This is a genomic window from Bradyrhizobium sp. 61 (assembly GCF_023073075.1).
Classification (GTDB): domain Bacteria; phylum Pseudomonadota; class Alphaproteobacteria; order Rhizobiales; family Xanthobacteraceae; genus Bradyrhizobium; species Bradyrhizobium barranii.
In genome coordinates this window covers 39739-62290 of the sequence record NZ_JADPIU010000047.1, presented here as the reverse complement: position 1 = coordinate 62290, position 22552 = coordinate 39739, and the positions used below count along the sequence as shown (strand labels likewise).

Here is a 22552-nt window from a genome sequence, read left to right as displayed (position 1 = left end):
CGCCGCGCGCGGTTAGATCGTCACAACGATCTTGCCGAACTGATTGTTCGACTCCAGGAAGCGATGCGCCTCGACGATCTCCTCGAACGGGAACGTTCTGGCGATCACCGGCTTCAAGCTGCCGTCTGACAACCCGTCGAGGATGAACGCCTTTGCTTTCGCAAGGCGCACGGGATCGCGGATGATCTCGTGCACGAGGTAGCCGCGCAGGACCAGGCTCTTGGTCAACACGTTGAAGAGCGGGAACGGCGTCGGCGCGGGGCTCAGCCCGCCATACTCGATCAGGATACCGCCCGGTGACATCGCCGCGGTCAGCGGCTCGAATGCCGGACCTCCGACGGCGTCAAACACCACGCGGACGCCGTTTGCACCGGCGATCTCCGCGAGCCGCGCCCCGATGTCCTCCTCGTCCGAGGCGATCACGTGGGCGGCCCCGGCCTCGCGCAAGGCGCGCCGCTTGGCCGAGGTCCGCGTCAGGGCGACCGGGACAGCGCCGATCCGGTTCGCGATCTGGATGGCCGCAAGCCCGACGCTGCTCGACGCCGCCGTGATGGCGACGACATCCCCTCGACCAGGTCCGGCGATGTCGACCAACGCGCCGTAGGCCGTCAGATACTGCATCCACACCGCAGCCGCCGCCTCGAAGCCAAGCTCGGGCGGATGCTTCACGACGAGCTCGGCTGGAAACGTCGCGAGTTCGGCATAGGCCGGCCATCGCACCATCGACAGCGGCGGCACGATGCTGACCGCATCGCCCGGTGCAAAGCCGGCCACGCCTGCGCCGACGGCCTCGATGATGCCCGCCGCCTCCAGGCCAAGGCCGGACGGAAATGTCGCGGTCTCGATATAGCTGCCCGTCCGCAACAGGGCCTCCGCACGGTTGAGACCGAGCGCCCTGACCCGGATCTGCACCTCGCCCTTCGCCGGCGGTGGGACGTCAATGGTCTCGATGCACAGCACTTCCGGACCGCCATGCCGGTGAAAGCGAACGACGCGGGTCATGGATACACTCCAAAACAATTGAACTGAATGGAGCTATGCCGATCCCACCGAAGTGGATAAATGGCCCGAATACGCGAACAGTCGAAACCAGGAGTTTTCAATCATGGACCGCCTGACCAGCATGGCCGTGTTCGTCCGGGCCGTCGATCTTGGCTCGTTCGCGGCTGCGGCCGACGCCCTCGAGATGTCAGGGCCGATGGTCGGCAAGCATGTGCGCTTCCTCGAAGAACGTCTCGGCGTCCGCCTCCTCAACCGCACCACGCGGCGCCAGAGCCTGACCGAGGCTGGCCAGGCCTATTACGAGCGCTGCCGCGCGGTACTCAGCGAGGCCGAAGCCGCCGACGCGGTCGTGGCCGATGAACTCTCCGCGCCGCGCGGCAGGCTGCGCGTGACCATGCCTGCCCTGCTCGGACGGCACTGCATCGCCCCTCTGTTGATGAAGCTCGCGCGAAAGTATCCGCATCTCGAGCTCGACCTCTCCTTTGGCGATCCGATCGCTGACATCATCGAGGCCGGCTACGATCTTGCGATCCGGACCGGCGATCTCGACGACCAGTCCGGTCTGATCACGCGGCGCATCGCAAGCCAGCGCATGGTGGTGTGCGGCGCGCGGTCCTATTTGCGCGCCAACGGCAAACCGAAATCGCTCGACGATCTCGCCCTGCATCAGGCGATCATCTATCGCCGCTCTGGGCGTGTCCGGCCGTGGCTGTTTCCGCAGACCGACCAGCCGGCACGCGAGATCATGCCTTCAGGCCGGCTGAGGCTCGACGATATGGAGGCGATCGCGGACGCCGCCTCGCAAGGCATGGGTCTCGCCTGGCTGCCTTATTGGCTGGTCCGCGAGCGTCTCAACAGCGGCGCGCTGGTCGGCCTCCTCGAAGGCCAGCCCGAATTCCTCTACGACTGCCACGCGCTGTGGCCCCGTTCGCCCCGGATTCCGCCCAAAGTCCGTGCCGCCGTGGACGCGCTCGCCGCCGCCTTGCCGAAGCTCATGGGGTGATGGTCGAGCCCGCCCCCGTTAACCCCCCGTCCACCATCCGGCTTGCCGGGCGGCCGGTAACCACGAGCATTAACAGACCCTCAACATACCCCCGACAAATCTATCAATGTTTCTGGAGATTTCGCCGTGGATCTGTTGGTTTTCGAGTTCCTGGGGCTGGCGCTGGTCGCCATGTGCGTGGTCGTGGTGGCGCTGCCCTGCGCGCGCAAATCCTCGCACCGGATCCGTTACGAATAGGAATTTCGTCGGAAAGAGACGATTCCGGCCCGATGCAAGGCTCGAATTCGCTTAGAGCCCCTTGACATCACAGCGCTTTCGGCAGAACGGCTGATACCAAGTGTCATGGGCCGTTCATGGATTTGATTACCACCACCGCTGACCTCGCGGCTGCATGCAGCCGGCTGGCCAAGCACCCCGTTATTACAGTCGATACCGAGTTCCTGCGCGAAACCACCTACTACCCGCTGCTGTGCGTGGTGCAGATGGCCAGCCCCGAGGAAGCGATCGTCATCGACACCCTGGCCGAGGGCATCGACCTCAAGCCGTTCTTCGACCTGATGGGCAACGAGGGCGTGCTGAAGGTATTCCATGCCGCCCGCCAGGACATCGAGATCATCTGGCACCAAGCCAACATCATCCCGCACCCGGTGTTCGACACCCAGGTCGCGGCCATGGTGCTCGGCTACGGCGACAGCATCGCCTATGACGCGCTGGTCGAGAAGGTCACGGGCCACCGCCCGGACAAGACCCACCGCTTCACCGACTGGTCGCGCCGGCCGCTGACGAAAGAGCAGATGCACTACGCGGTGTCCGACGTCACGCACCTGCGCGACGTGTTCGCCGCGCTCGATGCCGACCTCAAGAAGCGGCGCCGCAGCGAGTGGGTCTCCATCGAGATGGAGGTTTTGACCTCGCCCCGCACTTACGACTTCCACCCCGAGCGCGCCTGGGAACGGCTGAAGACGCGGGTCCGCAAGCCCAAGGACCTCGCGGTCCTGATGGAGGTCGCGGCCTGGCGCGAGCAGGAAGCGCAGAGCCGCGACGTGCCGCGCGGCCGCGTGCTGCGCGATGAAGCCATCAGCGACATCGCGACCCACGCGCCGAACACGCTGGAGAAGCTCGCCCATCTGCGCTCGGTGCCGAAGGGGTTCGAGAAATCCAAATGGGGCGCGGACATCGTCGCCGCGGTCGAGCGCGGGCTGGCGCGGGATTTTGCGACGCTGCCGAAGCTGGAGAAGCCGCGCAACAACAACAATGGCGCCGCCATCGTCGAGCTGTTGAAGGTCCTGCTGCGCATGACCGCGGAGCGCCACGCGGTCGCCAGCAAGGTGATCGCCACCGTCGACGATCTCGAAGAGATCGCAGCCGACGACGAGGCCGACGTCCCCGCCCTGCGCGGCTGGCGCCGCGAGCTGTTCGGCGACGCCGCCTTGAAGCTCAAGCGCGGCGAGCTGGCGCTCGCGATCGAGAAAGGCCGCGTGATCGGGGTCCAACGGGTGGAGCCGGTTAAACCGTCATCCTGAGGCGCGAGGCGTGAGCCTCGAAGGATGAGCGGCCCCCGCTGCGGCCAGTCGGCCGTCGCCCTTCGAGGCTCGCCGAAGAGGCGAGCACCTCAGGGTGACGGTGATAAATCGAGGCTCACTGCATCAACGCCGTCATTGCGAGCGAAGCGAAGCAATCCAGAATCTTTCCGCGGAGACGGTCTGGATTGCTTCGTCGCCAGCGCAAAATTGCTTCGCAATTTTGTTGCGGGCTCCTCGCAATGACGAGGAGAGAGCCTACGCCGGCGTCAGCTTCGCCACTTCCGGCTTCATGTCGTTCAGCACGCCCGTGATCGCCGCGACCAGCTCGTCGATCTGGGCCTTGGTGACGATCAGCGGCGGGCAGATGGCGATGGCATCCAGCATGTTGCGCGAGATCACGCCGCGCTCCTGGAGCATGCGGCTGGCGATGCCGCCGACGGCGCCGGGCGTGCTGGCGGCGGTCTTGCGTCCCTTGTCGAGCACGAGCTCGATCGCCGCGATCATGCCGACGCCGCGGACCTCGCCGACCAGCGGATCGCTGGTGAGCTCGCGCAGCTTGCCCTGCATGTAGCCGCCGAGCTCGGCGGAGTGCGCGACCAGGCCGCGCTCCTCGATGATCTTGAGATTCTCCAGCGCAATGGCCGAGCCGACGGGATGGCCGCCCGCAGTGAAACCGTGGCCGAGCACGCCGATCTTGTTGCTCTCGTCCGCGATCGGCTCGAACATGCGGTCGTTCAGGATGATCGCCGACAGCGGGAAATAGCTCGAGGTGATCTGCTTGGAGACCACCATCACGTCCGGCTTGATGCCGTAGGTCTCGCAGCCGAACATCTTGCCGGTGCGGCCGAAGCCGCAGATGACCTCATCTGCGACCAGCAGGATGTCGTATTTCTTCAGGACTGCCTGGATCTTCTCCCAATAGGTCGCCGGCGGCACGACGACGCCGCCCGCGCCCATCACCGGCTCGCCGAAGAAGGCCGCGATCGTATCCGGGCCCTCCTTCTGGATCAGCGCGTCGAGCTCCTCGGCCCGGCGCGTCGCGAACGCCTCCTCGCTCTCACCGGGCGCGCCGTCCTTGTAGAAATGCGGCGAGCCCGTGTGCAGGATGTTGGGCAGCGGCAGGTCGAACGAGCGGTGGTTGTTCGGCAGGCCGGTGAGGCTTGCCGAGGCAATGGTGACGCCGTGATAGGCGCGCATCCGGCTGATGATCTTCTTGCGCTGCGGCTGGCCAAGCGAATTGGAGCGATAAGCGATCAGCTTGAGGACGGTGTCGTTCGCCTCCGAGCCGGAATTGGTGAAGAACACCTTGCTCATCGGCACCGGCGCGAGCGCTACCAGCTTCTCCGCGAGGTCGATCGAGGGCCCGTGCGATTTGGCGGAGAACGTATGGTAGAACGGCAGCGCCAGCATTTGCTTGTGCGCCGCCTCGACCAGCCGCTTCTCGTTGAAGCCGAGCCCGACGCTCCACAGGCCGGCCATGGCCTCGAAATAGCGCTTGCCCGACGCGTCGAACACGTAAGGGCCCTCGCCGCGCTCGATCACCAGCGGACCGGCCTGCTGATGCGCGCGCGCATTGGTATAGGAATGGAGCTGGTAGGCCACATCCCGGGCCTCTTGCGAATTGGGCAGCATGGACATTGCGGGATTCCTCAACGGTGCGTCATTGGAGGTCATGACGCAGACCTGTCCAAACGACGAGCTTGTCCAAAGAAAACGTCGACATCTTGGCTATTGCGGCAGGCCGCAACTTGCAACGTCATTTCGTTGGCAACAAGCGCACACGAGCGTTGCAGGAAAGCAGCGCTGGCACTTCGGCACAAGAGATATCGCCTCGGCTAGCCTCGCCGTGCCAGCACGAAGGCCGCCCCCGCGGCGATCAATGCCGGGACGGCCGCAGCGCCAAACAGCGGCTGCGGTCCCATGTCGCGGGCCAGCATGACGCCGCCGATCAGAGGCCCCACGATCGAGCCGATGCGGCCGATGCCCAGCGCCCAGCCCACGCCGGTCGATCTGATCGCCGTCGGATAGAAGGTCGCCGTCAGCGCGTTCGAGGCGATCTGTCCCCCGACGATGCAAAATCCCGACGCGAAGATCGCGATCGTGACCAGGACGATCGAATGGCTGGCCATGCCAACGGCGGCCACCGCGACCGCCGCCGCGAGATAGGTCAGCGACAACGCGCGAAACGAGAAGCGGTCGATGAACTGGCCGAGCGTGAAGGTGCCGACCACACCGCCGACCTGGAGCATCGCACCAATCGCGGCCGCCCCCGAAACCGACACGCCGAGATCGTTCAGCACGGTGGGCAGCCAGTTCGACAGCAAATACAGGTCGAGCAGGCTCATGAAGAACACGACCCAGAGCAGAACCGTCACCGATGCGCGGCCCTCTGCAAACAAATGCGCGACGCGCAATCCCGACAATTTGGGCTCCTGGACCACGAATTTGGCATTGCCGGCGAAGGATACCCCCGGGGCTATCTTTTGCAGGAGGTTCGCCACCTCGCGGTCGCGGCCGCCCATCATCGCCAGGAACCGGATCGACTCCGGCAACGCCTTGAAGAGGAAAGGCAGAAGCAGCAGCGGCACGAGGCCGCCGACGAGGAACACCGAGCGCCAGCCGAAAGCCGGGATCATGGCGGCCGCCAGCAGCCCGCCCAGGGCCGCACCGATCGAAAAGCCTGCGAACATGATCATGACCATGGTGGCGCGGCGGCGATGCGGGCTGAACTCGGAGATCAGCGCAATCGCATTGGGCATTGCACCGCCGAGACCGAGACCGGTCAGAACGCGCAACGCGATCAGCCAGGTCGTATCCACCGCGAACACGGTGAGCAGCGTCCCGATGCCGAACACCAGCGTGCTTGCGAGGATGATGCGGCGGCGACCGATCCTGTCGGCCATCGGACCGAAGATCAGGGCGCCGATCATGAGGCCCAGAAGCCCCGCGCTGAACACCGGACCGAGGCTGCCGCGTGCCAGCTTCCATTCCTGCGCGACTGCAGGCGCGACATAACCGATGGCCTGGGTGTCGAAGCCGTCGATGAACAGCACCGCGGCGCAGACGAGCAGGACCCGGATCTGGAAGGCGCCGACCGGCTGACGATCGACATAGGCGGGAACATCGACCGTGCCTGACACGATCTCATCCGTAGCTGTGACGGCCATGCCCAACCCCTCCCCGGCAGCTCATGCACTATTATTCTTCCTAAAATCTCTTATAGTGAGATTATAACGAAGGCAAGCCACTCGGATTTTGCCGTTTTGCGGCCGGCGTGAATGCGGGTAACAGGGCAGATACGCGAAGCTGGATCGAATCTCACTTGGTCAAAGCAAACAGTCAGGATCGAGTTCTTGCCGTGCTCGATCTCTTCACCGAGGCACGGCCGCAATGGTCGCCCGAAGAGCTCATGAAGGAGCTCGGCTACACGAGGCCGACGCTGTATCGCTATCTGAAGAGCTTGAAGGACAGCGGCTTCGTGATGCCGACGCGCGGCGGCCGGTTCGCGCTTGGCCCGCGCGTGGTGGAGATGGACTATCTCAGCCGCCGTTCCGATCCGCTGATCGCAGCAGCCACCCCGTATCTGGAGCGGCTGTCGGCCGCGCACCCCTGTACGGCCCTGGTCGTGCGCTGGTATGGCGAAAAGATGCTGTGCGTGGCTTCAATCGCCTCCGTCGTGAATCCCGTGAGCAGCTATCCGCGCGGCCGACCGATGGCGATGGGACGCGGCGCAATCGCGCGCTCGATCATGGCCTTTCTGCCCAAGCAACGCGTGATGCCGCTGGTGACGCGCTATGCCGCCGATCTGCGCAGCGTCGGCGTCGGCGACACTTCCGACGAAATCCTGGCAGCGCTGAAACGCGTGCGGCGCGCCGGCGTCGCCGTTGCCTTTGGCGAAGTGACACCGGGCGCGGTCGGGATCGCCGCGCCGATCCTCGATGCGGGCTACCCGATCGCAAGCCTCTGCATCACGATCGCCGGACCACATGCCAAGGGCGAGTTGATCGATCGCATCAGCGCGGAGGTCAGCGAAGCGGCCCGGCAAATCTCCGAGGCAATGACATGATAATCTCACTATTTGAGATTTTACTTGACGAAATCCGTGCGACATCTCATGAGGACGAGCGATCGCGCCTCGCGCGATGACAATCGTGGGGAAGCGATGTGAGGCAGGCTTCAGCGGATAGCGACGCGCCCGTCGTGATCGTCGGCGGCGGACCGGTCGGGATGGGTCTGGCGATCGGCCTTGGCCAGCGCGGCATCAGGACCATCGTCGTGGAACGCCACGAACAGCCGCAGCCGATCCCCAAGGGACAGAACCTCACGCAGCGGACGATGGAGCATTTCCATTTCTGGGGCGCGGAGGCAGCGCTGCGCGCGGCCCGCACCATTCCTCCCGACTATGGCATCGGCGGAATGACCAGCTACGGGACGCTGCTCAGCGGCTACAATTACAACTGGCTGCAGCGCGAACTCGTCCGCCCCTTCTATTTCACCGACAACGAACGCCTGCCGCAATACGCGACCGAAGCCGTGTTGCGGCAACGGGCGGCACAGCTTCCCTCCATTGACCTGCGATACGGCTGGACCTGCCGGGATGTCCGGCCTGACGCCGAGGGCGTGGGCCTCGACATCGAAAATCGCGACGGGATGATACAGAGCCTTCGCGCCGACTACGTGATCGGCTGCGATGGCAGCCGATCGATCGTGCGCGAACGCGCCGGCATCACCCAGACCCGCTCCGACCACGACCGGCTGATGGTGCTGCTGGTGTTTCGCTCCGTCGAATTGCATCGACTGCTCGAGGCCTTTCCAGGCAAGTCGTTCTACAGCGTGTTGCATCCGGACCTCGAGGGCTATTGGAAGTTCTTCGGCCGGGTCGATCTCGGCAGCACCTGGTTCTTCCATGCCCCCGTTCCCGCGGACACCACCGCCGACAATTTCGATTTCCGACGCTTGCTGCACGATGCCGCCGGCGCACAATTCGACATCGAGTTCGAGCACATCGGATTCTGGGATCTTCGCTTCACGGTCGCGGACAGCTACCGCGCCGGCCGCGTCTTCGTCGCCGGAGATGCCGCGCACAGCCATCCGCCCTACGGCGGCTATGGCATCAACACCGGCTTCGAGGACGCCGCAAATCTGGCGTGGAAGCTCGCCGCGACGCTGCAAGGCTGGGCGCCAGCCGGTCTGCTCGACAGCTACGATGCCGAGCGGCGTCCGGTGTTTGCGTCCACTGCGCGCGATTTCATCGAGACGCCGATCTTCCGCGACCGCGATTTTCTTCGCCGCCACGATCCGGCGCGCGATCGGGCGGATTTCGAGGCCGCCTGGCACGAGCGGCACTCCGGCGCGCGCGCCGAGGTCAACGCCTTCGAGCCGAATTACGAGGGGTCACCAATCGTCTTTGGTCCGGCCGGCGCTGTCTGCAGCGCGATCGGCTCGCACGCCTATCCGGCGCGCGCAGGTCATCACCTCACGCCGCAACCTCTGTCGTCAGGCAAGAACGTGTTCGAGGAATTGGGCGACGGCTTCACCTTGATCGATCTGACGGACGGCGGCGCCGCTACAGCTCTTGAGCAAGCCGCCGCGCGGCTTGCCATCCCGCTGAGGGTGATCAGGGACACCGCATCAGGCGGCCGCGAGAAATACGAGGCGCGGCTGATCCTGGTGCGGCCCGATCAATTCGTTGCCTACGCGGGCGACAGCGCTGATGACGCATCCGACATCCTGATGCGCGCCATCGGCCGATCCTGAGAGAAACGCCTTCGCCGCAGGCCCGAAACCCTACGCCGCGCCGTCGTCATCCTCTTCGTCGGCAGCGCGAGCGGCTTCCCTCACCTCCACCAGCGCCATCGAGAGCAGATAGACCGTCGTGGGCAAGCCGACGCTGCGCGCCGTCTCCACAGCACGCGACAAATCGCTTGCCAGCTCCTTGAGCTCGTCCCCCCGTGACAATGTCCCACCCCATCCATCCGCCGACCACGGCCGCCTAGACCGCGATGGCGCCGCTGGTTCTGATCAGTTCGGCGCTGGCATGGACTGTAGCAAAATTCCCGATCACATTCACCACCGACTGTTTGTAGACGGCGGCATCGCCCGTGCCCGGCTGCCGGCAGGCCACGGCGTCAGCGACGATCTGGTAGCGATGGCTGCGGTGAAACCCGTCGACGGCGGTAGCCAGGATGGTTTCGTCCAGGGAAAAGCCGACCAGAATGCAGCGCACATTGCGGATATTGGACATGTAGTCCACGAACCGCGAAGAGCTGTAAGCCGACGGCAGCGGGTGCTCGAAAGTCATTTCGCCGGGTCGCGGCTTCGCCTCCGCGATCCAATCGGTCAGCCTGGATGCCGGATTGAACCACGCCGCCTGGGCGATGCGCTTCAGATGCATCACCGGCCAGAGATTGGTGCGCCACAGTGTCAGGAGCTCCAGGCAGCGCACGGTGGCGGCTTCGCCGTCGAGGATGACATGGCGACGCCCGGGGGTCAGATATTCGACCTGGAGATCCGCACAGACCAGGATCGACGGATCATCGGTAATGGAAGCCAGCATTGTCTTGCGCAGAGCTGCACCAATTTCAGTGATCGGCGAGTGCGAGGTCCCGTAGCGGCGAGGTCACCGCCCGCCCCGCGGATGCGTCGAGCACGCCGGGCCGGTCCCAATCGCCCTCGGGGCGAATGATCACATAGGGATCGCTGTCCAGCGTGATGGCGTCCGGCCCCGGCTCGATCTCCAGCAGCATCTCCGTGTAGGAGAAATCCGAGAAGGTGATCTTGCGGTTGTGACCGAGCGGCTTGGCGCCGAAATGAGCCCAGAAATCGACCAGCCGGTCCTGCGCCTGGCCGTAGATCTTGCGAAAGCCCTTGCGCTTCACATAGTCGACGCTCGCCTGCACCAGCTTGAACGAGACGCGCGAGCGCCGATATTGATGACGCACCGCGAGCCGCTCCACCTTGGCGAAATCCCCGAAGAAGCGTACCCGCAGGCAACCCGCAGGCTCGTTGCCGACGTAGCCGATGAAGTGCGCTGCGACCATGTCGTTGCCGTCGAACTCCTCGTCGAACGGACAATCCTGCTCGGCGAGATAGACCGCCGCGCGAATGGCGGTGACCAGCATGAGGTCGTTGGGATCGCGCGCGAGGCGAATGGTGATGGCGCGGGAGTCGGGCTTGGCGAGGGGAATCCTAGTGCCGTGCATCTGCAAAACTCCTTGTTTGGATGATCGCGCCCGGCATCCGCATCGGCTGCCGATGCCAGGGCCGCTCGTAACACCAGAGATCGGGCTGGAAGCTCGGGACGGGGTCGAATCCCGTCGCCTTCATGATGTCGCGTCCGGCCACGGTTGACGGCTGCGCATAGCAATCCGCGCCGCGAAACCTTACCTGACGTAGATGAGCCGCGGCCTTGCCGAGACCGGCGATACCGCGGCCCGTCGCCGCGATCGCCCAGATGTAGATCGCTGCAACGTCTTCCTTCGCGGAAGCGAGATAGCGTGTCTCGGGTGCGGTCAGGCAGATCTCGTCGAGCAGCAGCGCATCATGTCCGCGGTCGTTGAGGAACAAGAAGGCCATGCCGCCGACCAGATTGCCCTTGCGACTGAACGTCAGGATGCTCTGAGGATCGAACGTGAAATATCGTGCAAGCTCTGCCGTTCCGATCTGCACACCCGGCACCAGCCGGTGCGCCATGTCGGAAAGCGCAGCAATTTCGGAAGATTGCGCACATCGGACATCGACGTCCGGACTGAGCGGCAATGCATCGAAATCATGCCTTGCGGCAAAGGAGCCCCTTTCCATACTCATGTCACCCCTCTATCGTCCGAGGATTTAGTGCCCCGCTATGACGATGACCTTAGCGGTTGGGGATCTGGCGTATGCAGCAGTTATTGCACCGGGGTGCTGCTTTGATGCAGCACCGTGAAGAAGCCCTGGACGCGTCCTGGGACGATTTGAAACTCTTTTTAGCGTGCGCAAAATATAAAAGTTTCCGCAACGCGGCCGAAGAACTCGGCCTCACCTCCACCACGCTGATGCGCAGGATCGACCGGCTCGAAGAGAGCATCGACTGCAAGCTGTTCCTGCGCGACCAGAGCGGACTGACGCTCAGCGATGAAGGCGCCGCGATGATCGCCGACGTCGCGCATATGGAGCGTCATGCCTTCAACGTCTTCCGGCGTGCCTCGCGATCGTCGAACGACACGTCAGGCACCGTGCGCGTCGCGGTGACGGAAGGCCCCGGCAATTTCTGGATCCTGCCGCGGCTGATCGATTTCCAGAAGACCTATCGCAAGATCACCGTCGATCTGCGCTGCGCGATGGAGCAGGCCGACGTCGCCCGGCTTGAATCCGACATCGCGATCCAGCTCGAGCCGCCGACCAATCCCGACCTGATCGTCGCCAAGCTCGGCCGCCTGCACATCTATCCCTTCGTCTCCAGGGAATACGAGAACCTCTACGGCGTGCCGGCGTCCCTCGCCGAGTTGAAGAACCATCGCATCATCAAGCAGAGCGCGCCGCAGGTCGACGACGGCGCCTACGCCCGCGTGCTTGGACTGAAGTCGCTCGAAGGCATCGTCGGGATCAAGACCAACTCCTCGGTCGGCGTGCTCTATGCGGTGGAGCGCGGCGCCGGCATCGGCTTCCTGCCGACCGTGTCGATCGCGCTCGGCGCACCGCTCGTTGCCGTCGATCTCGGTGTCAGCCACCACGCCGATCTCTGGCTCACCTATCACAAGGAATTCCGCAACTCCGAGCGCCACAAGATCGTGGTCGACTGGCTGAAGAAGATCTTCGATGCCAAGACCTATCCCTGCTTCCGCGACGAGTTCATCCATCCGAATGCGCTGGTGCCAATGATGACGGCCGCGCGCGAGGGCTTTGGGCTAACGGGTTATGTCGCGGCAACGCCGACTTAGACGCAGGGCGCGCTTCGCCCTCACCATCTGTATTCGAAGCCGACCGTGCCTTGGTGTGACGTCAATTCGTTGCGGAACTTGCCGTCATAGTTGATGTAGAGGCGCGCGACGCTGGTGAGGCTGAGCGAGGCCGAAGCGCCGGCATCCATGCCGTAACGGCTCTCCCCGATGCCGGGAACGACGATGCTCTGGGTTCCCAGGCTGACCTGCACCGCTCCCAGGTTCTGGTAGAAATTGTCGACGAACTTGCCGTAGGCCGACAGGTCCAGGATTTTCTGGTCGTAGATGAAGTACCGCCCGATCTCCGCGCCGATCATCACGCGCGCGCGTGAGAGTGCCGTGGAGCCGACGTTCATTGGATCGAGCCCTCCGGCCTCCTGGAACGCAGCGCTGGTGGCGCGCACATATTCGAGCGCGCCCTTGGGCACGATGCGCATCTGGTCCTTGGTCCAGTAGTAGCTGATCTCGGTCAGGCCACCGTCGATCGCGGCACGATAACCCGCGGTCGCAAGACCAACGCCGGTGTCCCTGCTGGAACGGACCTTGCCGAAACCGTGCACCACCGCGAACGCCCAGGTCCACGGTCCCTTGTCGACCGAGCCGTTGAAACCGATTTGCGTCAGGTCGAGCGTCGCCGATTGCAGTGCCAGCGGTACGTCGATGTCGGTATGGCTCTGGTCGACGGAGAAGCCGAGATTGACGCCCGGCGCGACCCGCGCGCCGAAACCGGCGACGCCGCCAAAGGTCTTGCGCTTGTCTCCGACGAAGTCGCCCTGCGCGTCGGTCCGGACCGAGATGCCATAGCCTTCGAACCAGGTGCGGTAGAGCGGATCCTCCGTGCTCGCCGAGGCGCCGCCCCCACCGGGATTGGTGCGCGATGCACGGTTGACGCCGCTAGAGGCCTGGTTGCCGAGCCGCTCCAGGAAATTGGAGCCAAGATTGAGCGCACTGTTGCCGGCCGACTGGTCGTAATTGGTCGCGGTCGGCATGGGGGTCGGTGACGCCGTGGGTGTCGGGGTCGGCGTGGGCGTCGGACTCTGCGCGAAGGCTGATGTCGCAGACATCATCACGACGAGTCCAAGCGCCATGACGAGCGCAGCCGCGATCCGGCGGACACGGCCCAGCCCAACCGTCTGCCGTGTCCCGGAGAGCTGCAAGGCGCAGCGCATGACGACTAATCCCGAAGCAAAGTGGCGGAGCGCAAAAATGCAACACGAACGGCGCGCGCTTGCGGCGATTTGTGCCGAACTGCCACGCAGGGTCAACCGGTTGGCGCGCTGGAGCGGGGCTATTGCCTCGATTGTGGTTCCCTTGCCACAGGTCGCAAATTGCAGACAGCGACACCCGCCGCGATCTTGAAAGCCGTGCGCCGCTTGCTAACGCGCGAATTTCATGTTGCAATATTGGACACAATCGGAATTGGCCGCTCGGCTGTGCGTTTCGCGACATTGAGACTCGAACAGACTACCGGAAGCCCGTTTGTGGCGTGGCACGCGAAACTGCGGCCGCGTCTTTTTTGTATCTAGTGGAGGAGATGAGCGATGCCGCAAAAGGGCACCGTCAAATGGTTCAACCCGACCAAGGGCTATGGGTTCATCAAGCCGAACGGCAGCGATAAGGACGTGTTCGTCCATATCTCGGCCGTCGAGCGTGCCGGACTCTCGACCCTTAATGAGAACCAGGTGGTTGAATACGACCTCGTGGAGAACCGCGGCAAAGCATCCGCGGAGAACCTCAAGGTCTCCTGATTTCTCTCAAAGCTCTCGCGCGAGAGATCATGACGATGCCCCCGGCTCTGCCGGGGGATTTTGTTTGCGAAGAGGAAACACGGTGCGACGGCGCTTCAGCGCACCACCGGCGAAACCAGGAAGTTCTCCGACGGCCCGCTACCCGCCGTCTTGCACACATCGCCCTCGATCCGGACCTTGCCGGTCGCAAGCAGCCGCAGCGCTTCGGGATAGATGCGGTGCTCCACCTCGAGAATGCGCTCCGACAGCGTAGCGCCCGTGTCGTGGTCGCTGACGGGGACCGCACCCTGCATCACGATCGGGCCGGCATCGGTCTCAGGGATGACAAAGTGCACTGTCGCGCCAGACAGTTTGACGCCGGCGCGCAAAGCCTGACCGTGCGGGTCTAACCCTGGGAACGACGGCAGCAGCGAGGGATGGATGTTGAGCATCCGACCGTACCAGGCCTTGGTGAACTCGGCCGTGAACAGGCGCATGAAGCCACCGAGACAGATCAGCTCGATGCCGTGCTGGTCGAGCGCGGCCTGCAGCAGCTTTTCGAAGCCGGCCCGGTCCTTGCCGAACGGTTTGCTCTCGATCACCAGCGTGTTCACGCCGCTCGCCTTGGCGCGTTCGAGCCCTAGAGCGTCGGCCTTGTTCGAGATGACGAGCGAGATTTCCGCCGGAAACTCCGCCGCAGCAGCGGCCCTGATCAGCGCGGACATGTTGGAGCCGCGGCCGGAGATCAGGATGGCGACGCGGCGCTTCATCACAGCGCCAGTCATCACTGTGCCAGTCATCACTGTGCCAGATCGAGGTGGCCGTTGTAGACGACGCGGTGCTCGCCCTCGGCCGGAATCACGGTACCGAGCTGCGCCACCGTCTCACCGGCATCGCTGAAGACCTGCACGACCTGATCGACCTTGTCGGGCTCGACGATCGCGATCATGCCGATGCCGCAGTTGAAGGTGCGCAGCATTTCGAGCTCGGCGATACCGGCTTGGGCGGCCAGCCATTTGAACACCGGCAGCACCGGCAGGCGCGCCAGATCGATACCGACGCCGAGATCTTTCGGCAGCACGCGCGGAATGTTGTCGGTGAAACCGCCGCCGGTGATGTGGGCGAGCCCCTTCACCGCGCCGGTCTCGCGGATCGCACGCAGGCAGGATTTGACGTAGAGCCGCGTCGGCGTCAGCAGCGCGCCGCCGAGCGTCATGACCGGCGCGAACGGGGCCGGCGCCTCGAAGCTGAGGCCGGACTGCTCGACGATCTTGCGCACCAGCGAGAAGCCGTTGGAGTGCACGCCAGAAGAGGCAAGGCCGATCACGGCATCGCCCGCGGCGATGTCCTTGCGCGGCAACAAGGTACCGCGCTCGGCGGCGCCGACGGCAAAGCCGCCGAGGTCGTAGTCGCCGTCCTTGTAGAGGCCGGGCATCTCGGCGGTCTCGCCCCCGATCAGGGCGCAGCCGGATTCGCGGCAGCCTTCGGCGACACCGGCGACGATCGAGGCGGTCGCCTCCGGGTCGAGCTTGCCGCAGGCGAAATAGTCGAGGAAGAACAACGGCTCGGCGCCCTGCACCACGAGGTCGTTGACGCTCATGGCGACGAGGTCGATGCCGATCCCGCCATGCAGGCCGGTCTCGATCGCGATCTTGACCTTGGTGCCGACGCCGTCGGTCGCGGCGACCAGGACGGGGTCCTTGAAACCGGCCGCCTTGAGGTCGAACAGGCCGCCGAATCCGCCGATCTCGGCGTCGGCGCCGGGCCGCGCGGTGGCGCGCACCATCGGCTTGATCAGATCGACCAGGCGGTTGCCCGCGTCGATATCGACGCCTGAATCGGCGTAAGTGAGGCCGTTTTTGCGGTCGGTCATGCCCGATTTCCAGTGGGTTTGCGGCTGGTTACGTCGAATTCCGGGGACGCGCAATGGCAAGCGTGGCGCCCCGCCCTATACTATGTAGATATCAACCGGTTCAGCCTTCAAACGGGCCGGATTCGAGGTCAGGCCGGGTGCCAGGAAGCGCCGCGTGAGTATTCCGAATATCATTACCCTGGGCCGCATCATGCTGGTCCCAATCATCGTCTGGGCCATCGTGTCGAGCCAAATGGAGGTTGCGTTCGCCGTCTTCCTCATTGCCGGCGTGAGCGATGCGGTCGACGGCTTCCTCGCCAAGCGCTTCAACATGACCAGCGAGCTCGGCGCCCTGCTCGATCCGCTCGCGGACAAGGCGCTGCTGGTCTCGATCTATCTGGCGCTGGGCATCTGGGGGGACATCCCGCGCTGGATCGTGATCCTGGTGGTGTCGCGCGACATCATGATCGTCGCCGCCGTGATGGTGTCCTGGCTGTTCGACAAGCCGGTCGAGATGAAGCCGTCGAAGGTGTCGAAGCTTAACACCGCCGCCCAGGTGGCCTATGCGGCGCTGGTGCTAGCCTCCCTCGCCTTCGGCTTCAAACCAGCGCCCTATGATATGATCCTGATGGGCCTCGTCACGGTCTTCACGCTCTCTTCCGTGTCGCTCTATCTCGTCGAGTGGCTGCGGCACATGAGTACGATCGAAGCCAAGTAGCACAATCGAGGCCAAATGAACCGGGATGCGGCCCCCTAAAAGGCCAACTCCCGCTCGATGAAGTCGAATCTCTTCAAACGAAGCCGGCGCGCCGGCACGGAGCACAGCAAGCGTGGCAGGCCGCGTTCATCCCCGACAATTGGCATTCTCGCTTCCGCACGCGGAAAGCCTCAGCCGGGACAATTTTCTCGAAGGCCCCGCCAACGAAGCCGGTCTTGCCCTCATCGATGCCTGGCCTGAATGGCCGAACCGGATCATGTGGCTGGCCGGCCCGGAAGGAAGCGGCAAGAGCCATCTCGCCGCGATCTGGGCCGAGGCTTCCGGCGCCCGCTCGACCACAGCCAATGGGCTGACCGCCGAAAACGTCCCGGGCGCGCTCGCCACCGGCGCGCTGGTGGTCGAGGATCTCAGGGCAAAAGAGCTCGACGAGCGGGCCCTGTTTCATCTGATGAACCTCGCCCGCGAGGATGGGGCCTACCTGCTCTTCACCGGCCGCGAGGTACCGGCGTCGCTCGAGATCGAGCTGCGCGACCTGCGCTCGCGGCTGCGCGCGGTGCCTGTGATCTCGCTGCTGCCGCCCGACGACCAGCTCTTCCGCGGCCTGATCGTCAAGTTCTGCGCCGACCGCCAGCTCGCCGTGGATGAGAGCGTGGTCAGCTACCTCGCCACCCGCCTGGAGCGGTCTTCGGCGGCCGCACGGGAGGCCGTTGAGCTGCTCGACAGCGAGGCCCTGCGCCTCGGTCGCCCCGTCACGCGGGCGCTGGCCGCCGAGTTGTTTCGGGACGCCTGACCCTTCCGCCCTGGCTCCAAGGCCGCTTGACGCGGCGCAGCGGCGGAACATCAATGTCATCGAAACGTCATCGGACTAACACATGCTCCCGCCGGTTTTGCGCATAAGTCGCAAATTGGGGCGAACTGGATGGATCGACTTCTGATGGACTCTGCGCAAGCTGTTGAAATTAAAGAAAAAGCCCCGGAGACCGAGGGCCTGCCGGCGATTGCCTCAAGTCCCGAGCGCTTCATCAATCGCGAGCTCTCCTGGCTGCATTTCAACCGCCGCGTCCTGGAGGAAGCGGTCAATCCCAGCCACCCCATGCTGGAGCGGGTGCGATTCCTGTCGATTTCAGCGAATAACCTCGACGAATTCTTCATGGTTCGCGTCGCCGGCATCAAGGCCCAGGTGCGCGAAGGCATTGCCGAGCGCGCGCCCGATGGCCTGACGCCGTCCGAGCAGCTCGCGCTGATCAACCGCACCGTCTCGCAGCTCGCCTCCGACCAGCAGGCGATCTGGCGCGACCTGCGCAGCACGCTGGCCGACGTCGGCATCGCACTGGTCGACGGCAAGGACGTCACCAAGGCGGAACGGACCTGGATCGAGGACTACTTCCTCAACAACGTGTTTCCGCTGTTGACCCCGCTCGCGATCGACCCGGCTCACCCCTTCCCGTTCATTCCGAGCCTCGGCTTCACCATCGCGCTCCAGCTGACGCGCGCCGCCGACGGCAAGCAGATGAACGCGCTGATTCGTATGCCCGGCAAGATCGACCGCTTCATCCGGTTGCCGGCCGAGGGCAAGGTCGTGCGGCTGATCTCGCTCGAGCAGGCGACCGGGCTGTTCATCAACCGCCTGTTCCCCGGCTACAATCTCCACGGCCAGGGCGCCTTCCGCATCATCCGCGACTCCGAGCTCGAAATCGAGGAAGAGGCCGAAGACCTCGTCCGCCTGTTCGAGACCGCTCTGAAGCGCCGCCGCCGCGGGTCGGTGATCCGGCTCGAGATCGACGGCAAGATGCCGGAGGAGCTGCGCAGCTTCGTGCAGCATGCGCTGTCGGCCGCCGACGACGAGGTCTTCCTGGTCGACGGCGTGCTCGCCATGAACGAGCTCTCGCAGCTCACCCGCCTCGACCGGCCCGATCTCGAATTCACCCCTTACGTACCGCGCCATCCCGAGCGCGTGCGCGAGCATGGCGGCGACATCTTTGCCGCGATCCGGCAGAAGGACCTCGTCGTCCATCATCCCTACGAATCCTTCGACGTGGTGGTGCAGTTCCTGCAGCAGGCCGCCCGCGATCCCGATGTCGTCGCGATCAAGCAGACGCTTTACCGCACCTCCAACAATTCGCCGATCGTGCGCACGCTGGCGGAAGCCGCCGAAGCCGGCAAGTCCGTCACCGCGCTGATCGAATTGAAGGCGCGCTTCGACGAGGAGGCCAACATCCGCTGGGCCCGCGACCTCGAACGCGCCGGCGTGCAGGTCGTCTACGGCTTCCTCGAACTGAAGACGCACGCGAAGCTCTCGATGGTGGTGCGCCGCGAGGGCGGCGGCCTCACCACTTACGTCCACACCGGCACCGGCAATTATCACCCCGTCACCGCACGTATCTACACCGACCTCTCCTACTTCACCTCGGATCCGACCATCGGCCGCGACGCGGCGCGCGTGTTCAACTTCATCACCGGTTATGCCGCGCCGAGCGATCTGGAAAAGATGGCGGTGTCGCCGCTGACGTTGCGCAAGCGCATCATCGAGCACATCCAAGGCGAGACCGCGCATGCGCGGCATGGCCGCCCCGGCGCGGTCTGGATGAAGATGAATGCGCTGGTCGACCCCGACATCATCGACGCGCTCTACGAGGCCTCACAAGCCGGCGTCCAGGTCGAGCTCGTGGTGCGCGGCATCTGCTGCCTCAGGCCCGGCATTCCAGGCCTGTCGGAGAACATCCGCGTCAAGTCGATCATCGGGCGCTTCCTCGAACACGGCCGAATCTACTGTTTCGGCATGGGCCAGGGCCTGCCGAGCGCGAAAGCGGCTGTGTATATCTCCTCGGCCGACATGATGCCACGCAACCTCGACCGCCGCGTCGAGGTGCTGTGTCCGCTGCAAAATCCCACGGTGCATCAGCAGGTTCTCGAACAGATCATGGTCGCGAATCTGAAGGACAATGAGCAGAGCTGGCAATTGTTGCCGGACGGGTCCTCGACGCGTATGAAGACCGCGAAGGGCGAGGAGCCTTTCAACGTCCACAACTACTTCATGACAAATCCGAGTCTATCTGGCCGTGGAAAGTCGCTCAAGGAATCCTCGCCGCGCCGTCTCACGCGCCGTAATGAACGTCATCAATCTTGATCCGGGATCGAGGACGTGAAGCGGCCGCGTAAGCGCGGCTCGAGCGTCGCGGTCATCGATATCGGTTCCAACTCGGTCCGTCTCGTCGTCTACGAGGGACTGACGCGGAGCCTCATTCCGATCTTCAACGAGAAGACGCTGTGCGGCCTCGGGCGCGAGGTGCAGAGCACGGGCCTGCTTGCGCCCGATGCCGTCGACAAGGCGCTGACCTCGCTGAAGCGGTTCCGGGCCCTGTGCCGCGTCATGCAGGTCGGTCGCGTGTTTGCGATTGCGACCGCAGCCTGCCGCGATGCCTCCAACGGCCCCGACTTCATCGCGAAAGCCGAGCGCATCTGCGCCGTGAAGATCGAGATCCTGTCGGGCCCGCGCGAGGCGCGGCTGTCGGCGCTCGGCGTGATCTCCGGCATCCATCATCCCGATGGCATTGTCGGCGATCTCGGCGGCGGCTCGCTCGAGCTGATCGACGTGCGCAAGAACAGCGTGCGCAGCGGCGTGACGCTGCCGCTCGGCGGCCTCGCGCTCCAGGACCTCGCGCACAAATCGCTCAAGCGCGCCGACCGCATCGTGCGCGAGGAGCTCGACGAGGTGCCGCAGCTCACCGCCGGCCGCGGCCGCACCTTCTACGCCGTCGGCGGCACCTGGCGCGCGCTCGCGCGCATCCACATCATCCAGAGCGGCTATCCGCTCCAGGTGATGCACGGCTACTCCATTTCCGCAGCTGAAGCGCTCGACTTTTCGCGTCGGCTCCGCCGGCTTGCGGCCGCCGACATGCTGGCCGACATCGAGATCGTCGCGGATGCCAGGCGCCCGCTCCTCACCTATGCGGCGCTGGTGCTCGAGCACATCATCCGCGTGGCGAAACCCAAGTCCATCGTGTTCTCGACCTTCGGCGTGCGCGAGGGCCTCTTGCACGAGAAGCTGTCGGAATCCGAGCGCAACAAGGACGGGCTGATCTGCGCCGCGGAAGAGCTCAATCAGCTGCTGTCGCGTTCCGCAAAGCACGCCCGCGAGCTGATCGCCTGGACCGACCGCCTCGCGCGCGTGGTGAAGCTGCGCGAGACCGAAGAGGACCGCCGCTTGCGCCACACCGCGTGCCTGCTCTCCGACATCGGCTGGCGCGTGCATCCCGACCATCGCGGCGAGCAGACGCTGAGCCTGGTCGTCAACGGCAATTTCGGCGCAATCACCCACACCGAGCGCGCCTTCGTCGGCCTGTCCGTGTTCTACCGCTATGCCGGCCTGAGCGAGGAAAACCAGCCGCCGGTGACCATGCAGGAACTGCTGACACCGGCCCAGCTCGAACGCGCCCGTCTGCTGGGCGCGGCGTTCCGCGTCGCCCATCTGATCTCGGCGGCACGTCCGGGTGTGCTGCCGGCCACGCATTTCCGCAGCCAAGGCCGCAATCTGATGCTGGTGTTCGAGCACCGGCTCGTCGACCTCGTCGCCGACCGCGTCGGCAGCCGCTTCCGCGCCCTCGCCCGCCTGATCGGCCGCTCCGGCTCGATCGTGCGGCGCTAGACTCGCCAGCCGGTTCTGATTCTCCCTGGACGCTTCTTGAGCCACATGATCGCGCCGCTGATGAACAGGGCGAGAGGTGCGAAGCCGGTTGCGAACACGAACAGGCGCCCGATCAGCCCGAACGTCGCGCCGTTATGGATCCAGAGCTGTTCGGCCAGATAGCGATCCCCCATCGACATCGCGGCCGAAGTGCGATCGTGCACCACTGCGCCACTCCATGGATCGAGCCAGATCGCCCCCCGGGCACGTACCGCGGGATCAGCACCCGCGGCCCGGAACTGCACCCGCCACGTGTTGCGCGTTTCGGTGGGCGGGCTCAGCATGGCAACCGCCATGCCCGGCTTGGCCGCTTGCGCGCTCCGCATGATCGCATCGGGTGATAGCGGCGGTGTCCCCGTGGGGGGCGGCGCTTCGATCCGCGGCGAGGGATCGGCTGTCGGTTGCGACACGAGGCCAACGATGGGACGCACGACGTCGGGAAAAATGATCCCGACGCCGGTCATCGAGATCACCGTGAGCGCGAGCAGCGCCCAAAAGCCGGCCGTGCCGTGGACGTCGAAAACAAATCGAAGCAGCGAAACGTCCTTCCGGACCGACACCGATCGCCAGAATCGACCCGGCCTCGGCCACCACAAGATGAGGCCCGACATGGCCAGGCCGAGCAGCATGAACCCGACAACGCCGACCAGCTCTCTGCCCCACCACTCGTAGAGCAGCAGCGTGTAGTGCAGACGATAAACCTTGAGGGAGAACGCGTTGACGTAGTCACGCCGCCCGAGCACCTTCCCGTTCGAAGGATCGACCATGGTCGTCCAGCGATTCGGGTAGCGGCCTTTCGCAGTTTCATGCGCGTGTATCACGACCCAGACCGGCCAGGTCCGATCCGGCGCGAGGATCGTGGCAATCGGCGCGGGATCCGCTGCCGCGGCGGCGCGCATCACCTCCCTCAGCGCAGCCTCTCGTTCCCGACCGGCGGGAGTGTAAAGCGCGGGGTTCAGGGCGGCGTCGATTTCCCGATAGAAGACGATGAAGCTACCCGTGAGGCCGATCAGCACCACGACGATGCCGCCGAGCAATCCGAGCCAGCGATGAGCCCACAGAAGCCCGCGCCGTGCACGTCCGGTGAGGTTCGGGGCCGGCAACATCGCCATTGCGCGCGTCAAA

21 protein-coding genes are annotated in these 22552 nt (G+C 64.7%); 10 read left to right on the top strand and 11 right to left on the bottom strand.

Annotated elements, in window-relative coordinates; translation table 11 throughout:
• Window positions 1-12: 12 nt before the first annotated feature.
• Window positions 13-1002, bottom strand: coding sequence for a zinc-dependent alcohol dehydrogenase family protein (locus tag IVB46_RS13685; RefSeq protein WP_247311316.1), 990 nt, complete (start codon window positions 1000-1002; stop codon window positions 13-15).
• Window positions 1003-1105: 103 nt separating this feature from the next.
• On the opposite strand from IVB46_RS13685, the gene IVB46_RS13680 reads away from it, so the two are divergent.
• Both IVB46_RS13680 and rnd read left to right on the top strand, forming a co-directional pair.
• A complete protein-coding gene (locus tag IVB46_RS13680; RefSeq protein ID WP_247311319.1) occupies window positions 1106-2005 on the top strand; it encodes a LysR family transcriptional regulator in 900 nt (299 codons plus the stop codon).
• Between the two features lie 353 nt (window positions 2006-2358).
• Entirely contained in the window at window positions 2359-3528 is a 1170-nt protein-coding gene (gene rnd / locus IVB46_RS13675) for a ribonuclease D (protein WP_063983660.1), read from the top strand.
• Window positions 3529-3783: 255 nt separating this feature from the next.
• Here rnd and IVB46_RS13670 read toward each other — a convergent pair whose 3' ends face one another.
• Both IVB46_RS13670 and IVB46_RS13665 read right to left on the bottom strand, forming a co-directional pair.
• A complete protein-coding gene (locus tag IVB46_RS13670; RefSeq protein WP_247311323.1) occupies window positions 3784-5166 on the bottom strand; it encodes an aspartate aminotransferase family protein in 1383 nt (460 codons plus the stop codon).
• 197 nt (window positions 5167-5363) lie between these two features.
• Window positions 5364-6695 (bottom strand): MFS transporter, encoded by a 1332-nt coding sequence (locus IVB46_RS13665; RefSeq protein ID WP_247311326.1) that lies wholly within the window; start codon window positions 6693-6695, stop codon window positions 5364-5366.
• A 107-nt stretch (window positions 6696-6802) separates the two neighbouring features.
• On the opposite strand from IVB46_RS13665, the gene IVB46_RS13660 reads away from it, so the two are divergent.
• Window positions 6803-7594, top strand: a complete 792-nt coding sequence (locus IVB46_RS13660; protein WP_346016128.1) for an IclR family transcriptional regulator — start codon at window positions 6803-6805, stop codon at window positions 7592-7594.
• Between the two features lie 98 nt (window positions 7595-7692).
• Window positions 7693-9285: an FAD-dependent monooxygenase gene (locus IVB46_RS13655; protein ID WP_346016127.1), complete on the top strand. Its 1593-nt coding sequence runs from the start codon at window positions 7693-7695 to the stop codon at window positions 9283-9285.
• A gap of 30 nt (window positions 9286-9315) precedes the next feature.
• Here IVB46_RS13655 and IVB46_RS44885 read toward each other — a convergent pair whose 3' ends face one another.
• The 4 genes from IVB46_RS44885 to IVB46_RS13640 all read right to left on the bottom strand — a co-directional run bounded on the left by IVB46_RS44885 (window position 9316) and on the right by IVB46_RS13640 (window position 11334).
• Window positions 9316-9447: a hypothetical protein gene (locus tag IVB46_RS44885; protein ID WP_256468603.1), complete on the bottom strand. Its 132-nt coding sequence runs from the start codon at window positions 9445-9447 to the stop codon at window positions 9316-9318.
• Window positions 9448-9520: 73 nt separating this feature from the next.
• Window positions 9521-10084, bottom strand: a complete 564-nt coding sequence (locus tag IVB46_RS13650; protein WP_063983663.1) for an isochorismatase family protein — start codon at window positions 10082-10084, stop codon at window positions 9521-9523.
• Between the two features lie 25 nt (window positions 10085-10109).
• The gene (locus tag IVB46_RS13645; protein ID WP_063983664.1) at window positions 10110-10730 is read right to left on the bottom strand and encodes a GNAT family N-acetyltransferase; all 621 of its coding nucleotides are present in this window, start codon (window positions 10728-10730) and stop codon (window positions 10110-10112) included.
• Window positions 10717-11334, bottom strand: coding sequence for a hypothetical protein (locus IVB46_RS13640; RefSeq protein WP_063983665.1), 618 nt, complete (start codon window positions 11332-11334; stop codon window positions 10717-10719). Before IVB46_RS13640 ends, IVB46_RS13645 begins: the two co-directional genes overlap by 14 nt.
• A 71-nt stretch (window positions 11335-11405) precedes the next feature.
• Between IVB46_RS13640 and IVB46_RS13635 the strand changes: the two genes are divergently transcribed.
• Window positions 11406-12446, top strand: coding sequence for a LysR family transcriptional regulator (locus IVB46_RS13635; protein WP_071914600.1), 1041 nt, complete (start codon window positions 11406-11408; stop codon window positions 12444-12446).
• A gap of 20 nt (window positions 12447-12466) precedes the next feature.
• Here the strand turns inward: IVB46_RS13635 and IVB46_RS13630 are convergent, their stop codons facing one another.
• A complete protein-coding gene (locus IVB46_RS13630) occupies window positions 12467-13615 on the bottom strand; it encodes an autotransporter outer membrane beta-barrel domain-containing protein (RefSeq protein ID WP_247342961.1) in 1149 nt (382 codons plus the stop codon).
• A 372-nt stretch (window positions 13616-13987) separates the two neighbouring features.
• On the opposite strand from IVB46_RS13630, the gene IVB46_RS13625 reads away from it, so the two are divergent.
• Complete coding sequence (locus IVB46_RS13625; protein ID WP_007591938.1) at window positions 13988-14194, top strand: cold-shock protein; 207 nt, start codon at window positions 13988-13990, stop codon at window positions 14192-14194.
• Between the two features lie 95 nt (window positions 14195-14289).
• On the opposite strand, the gene purN is transcribed toward IVB46_RS13625, so the two are convergent.
• Window positions 14290-14943, bottom strand: a complete 654-nt coding sequence (gene purN, locus IVB46_RS13620; RefSeq protein WP_038957360.1) for a phosphoribosylglycinamide formyltransferase — start codon at window positions 14941-14943, stop codon at window positions 14290-14292.
• Window positions 14944-14972: 29 nt separating this feature from the next.
• Window positions 14973-16046, bottom strand: a complete 1074-nt coding sequence (gene purM / locus IVB46_RS13615) for a phosphoribosylformylglycinamidine cyclo-ligase (protein WP_247311335.1) — start codon at window positions 16044-16046, stop codon at window positions 14973-14975.
• A gap of 154 nt (window positions 16047-16200) precedes the next feature.
• Between purM and IVB46_RS13610 the strand changes: the two genes are divergently transcribed.
• The 4 genes from IVB46_RS13610 (at window position 16201) to ppx (ending at window position 21388) form a co-directional block, all read left to right on the top strand.
• Window positions 16201-16743 carry a CDP-alcohol phosphatidyltransferase family protein gene (locus tag IVB46_RS13610; RefSeq protein ID WP_071914606.1) on the top strand — a complete coding sequence of 181 codons (543 nt, stop codon included), beginning with the start codon at window positions 16201-16203 and terminating at the stop codon, window positions 16741-16743.
• 112 nt (window positions 16744-16855) lie between these two features.
• On the top strand, window positions 16856-17533 hold the full coding sequence (locus tag IVB46_RS13605; protein ID WP_247311338.1) for a DnaA/Hda family protein: 678 nt from the start codon (window positions 16856-16858) through the stop codon (window positions 17531-17533).
• 144 nt (window positions 17534-17677) lie between these two features.
• Window positions 17678-19870, top strand: a complete 2193-nt coding sequence (locus tag IVB46_RS13600) for an RNA degradosome polyphosphate kinase (RefSeq protein ID WP_247311566.1) — start codon at window positions 17678-17680, stop codon at window positions 19868-19870.
• A gap of 15 nt (window positions 19871-19885) precedes the next feature.
• Window positions 19886-21388, top strand: a complete 1503-nt coding sequence (gene ppx / locus IVB46_RS13595) for an exopolyphosphatase (protein WP_041957841.1) — start codon at window positions 19886-19888, stop codon at window positions 21386-21388.
• Here ppx and IVB46_RS13590 read toward each other — a convergent pair.
• Window positions 21385-22539, bottom strand: a complete 1155-nt coding sequence (locus IVB46_RS13590) for a PepSY-associated TM helix domain-containing protein (RefSeq protein ID WP_247311340.1) — start codon at window positions 22537-22539, stop codon at window positions 21385-21387. The two genes, ppx and IVB46_RS13590, sit on opposite strands and share 4 nt — an antisense overlap.
• Between the last annotated feature and the right edge of the window lie 13 nt (window positions 22540-22552).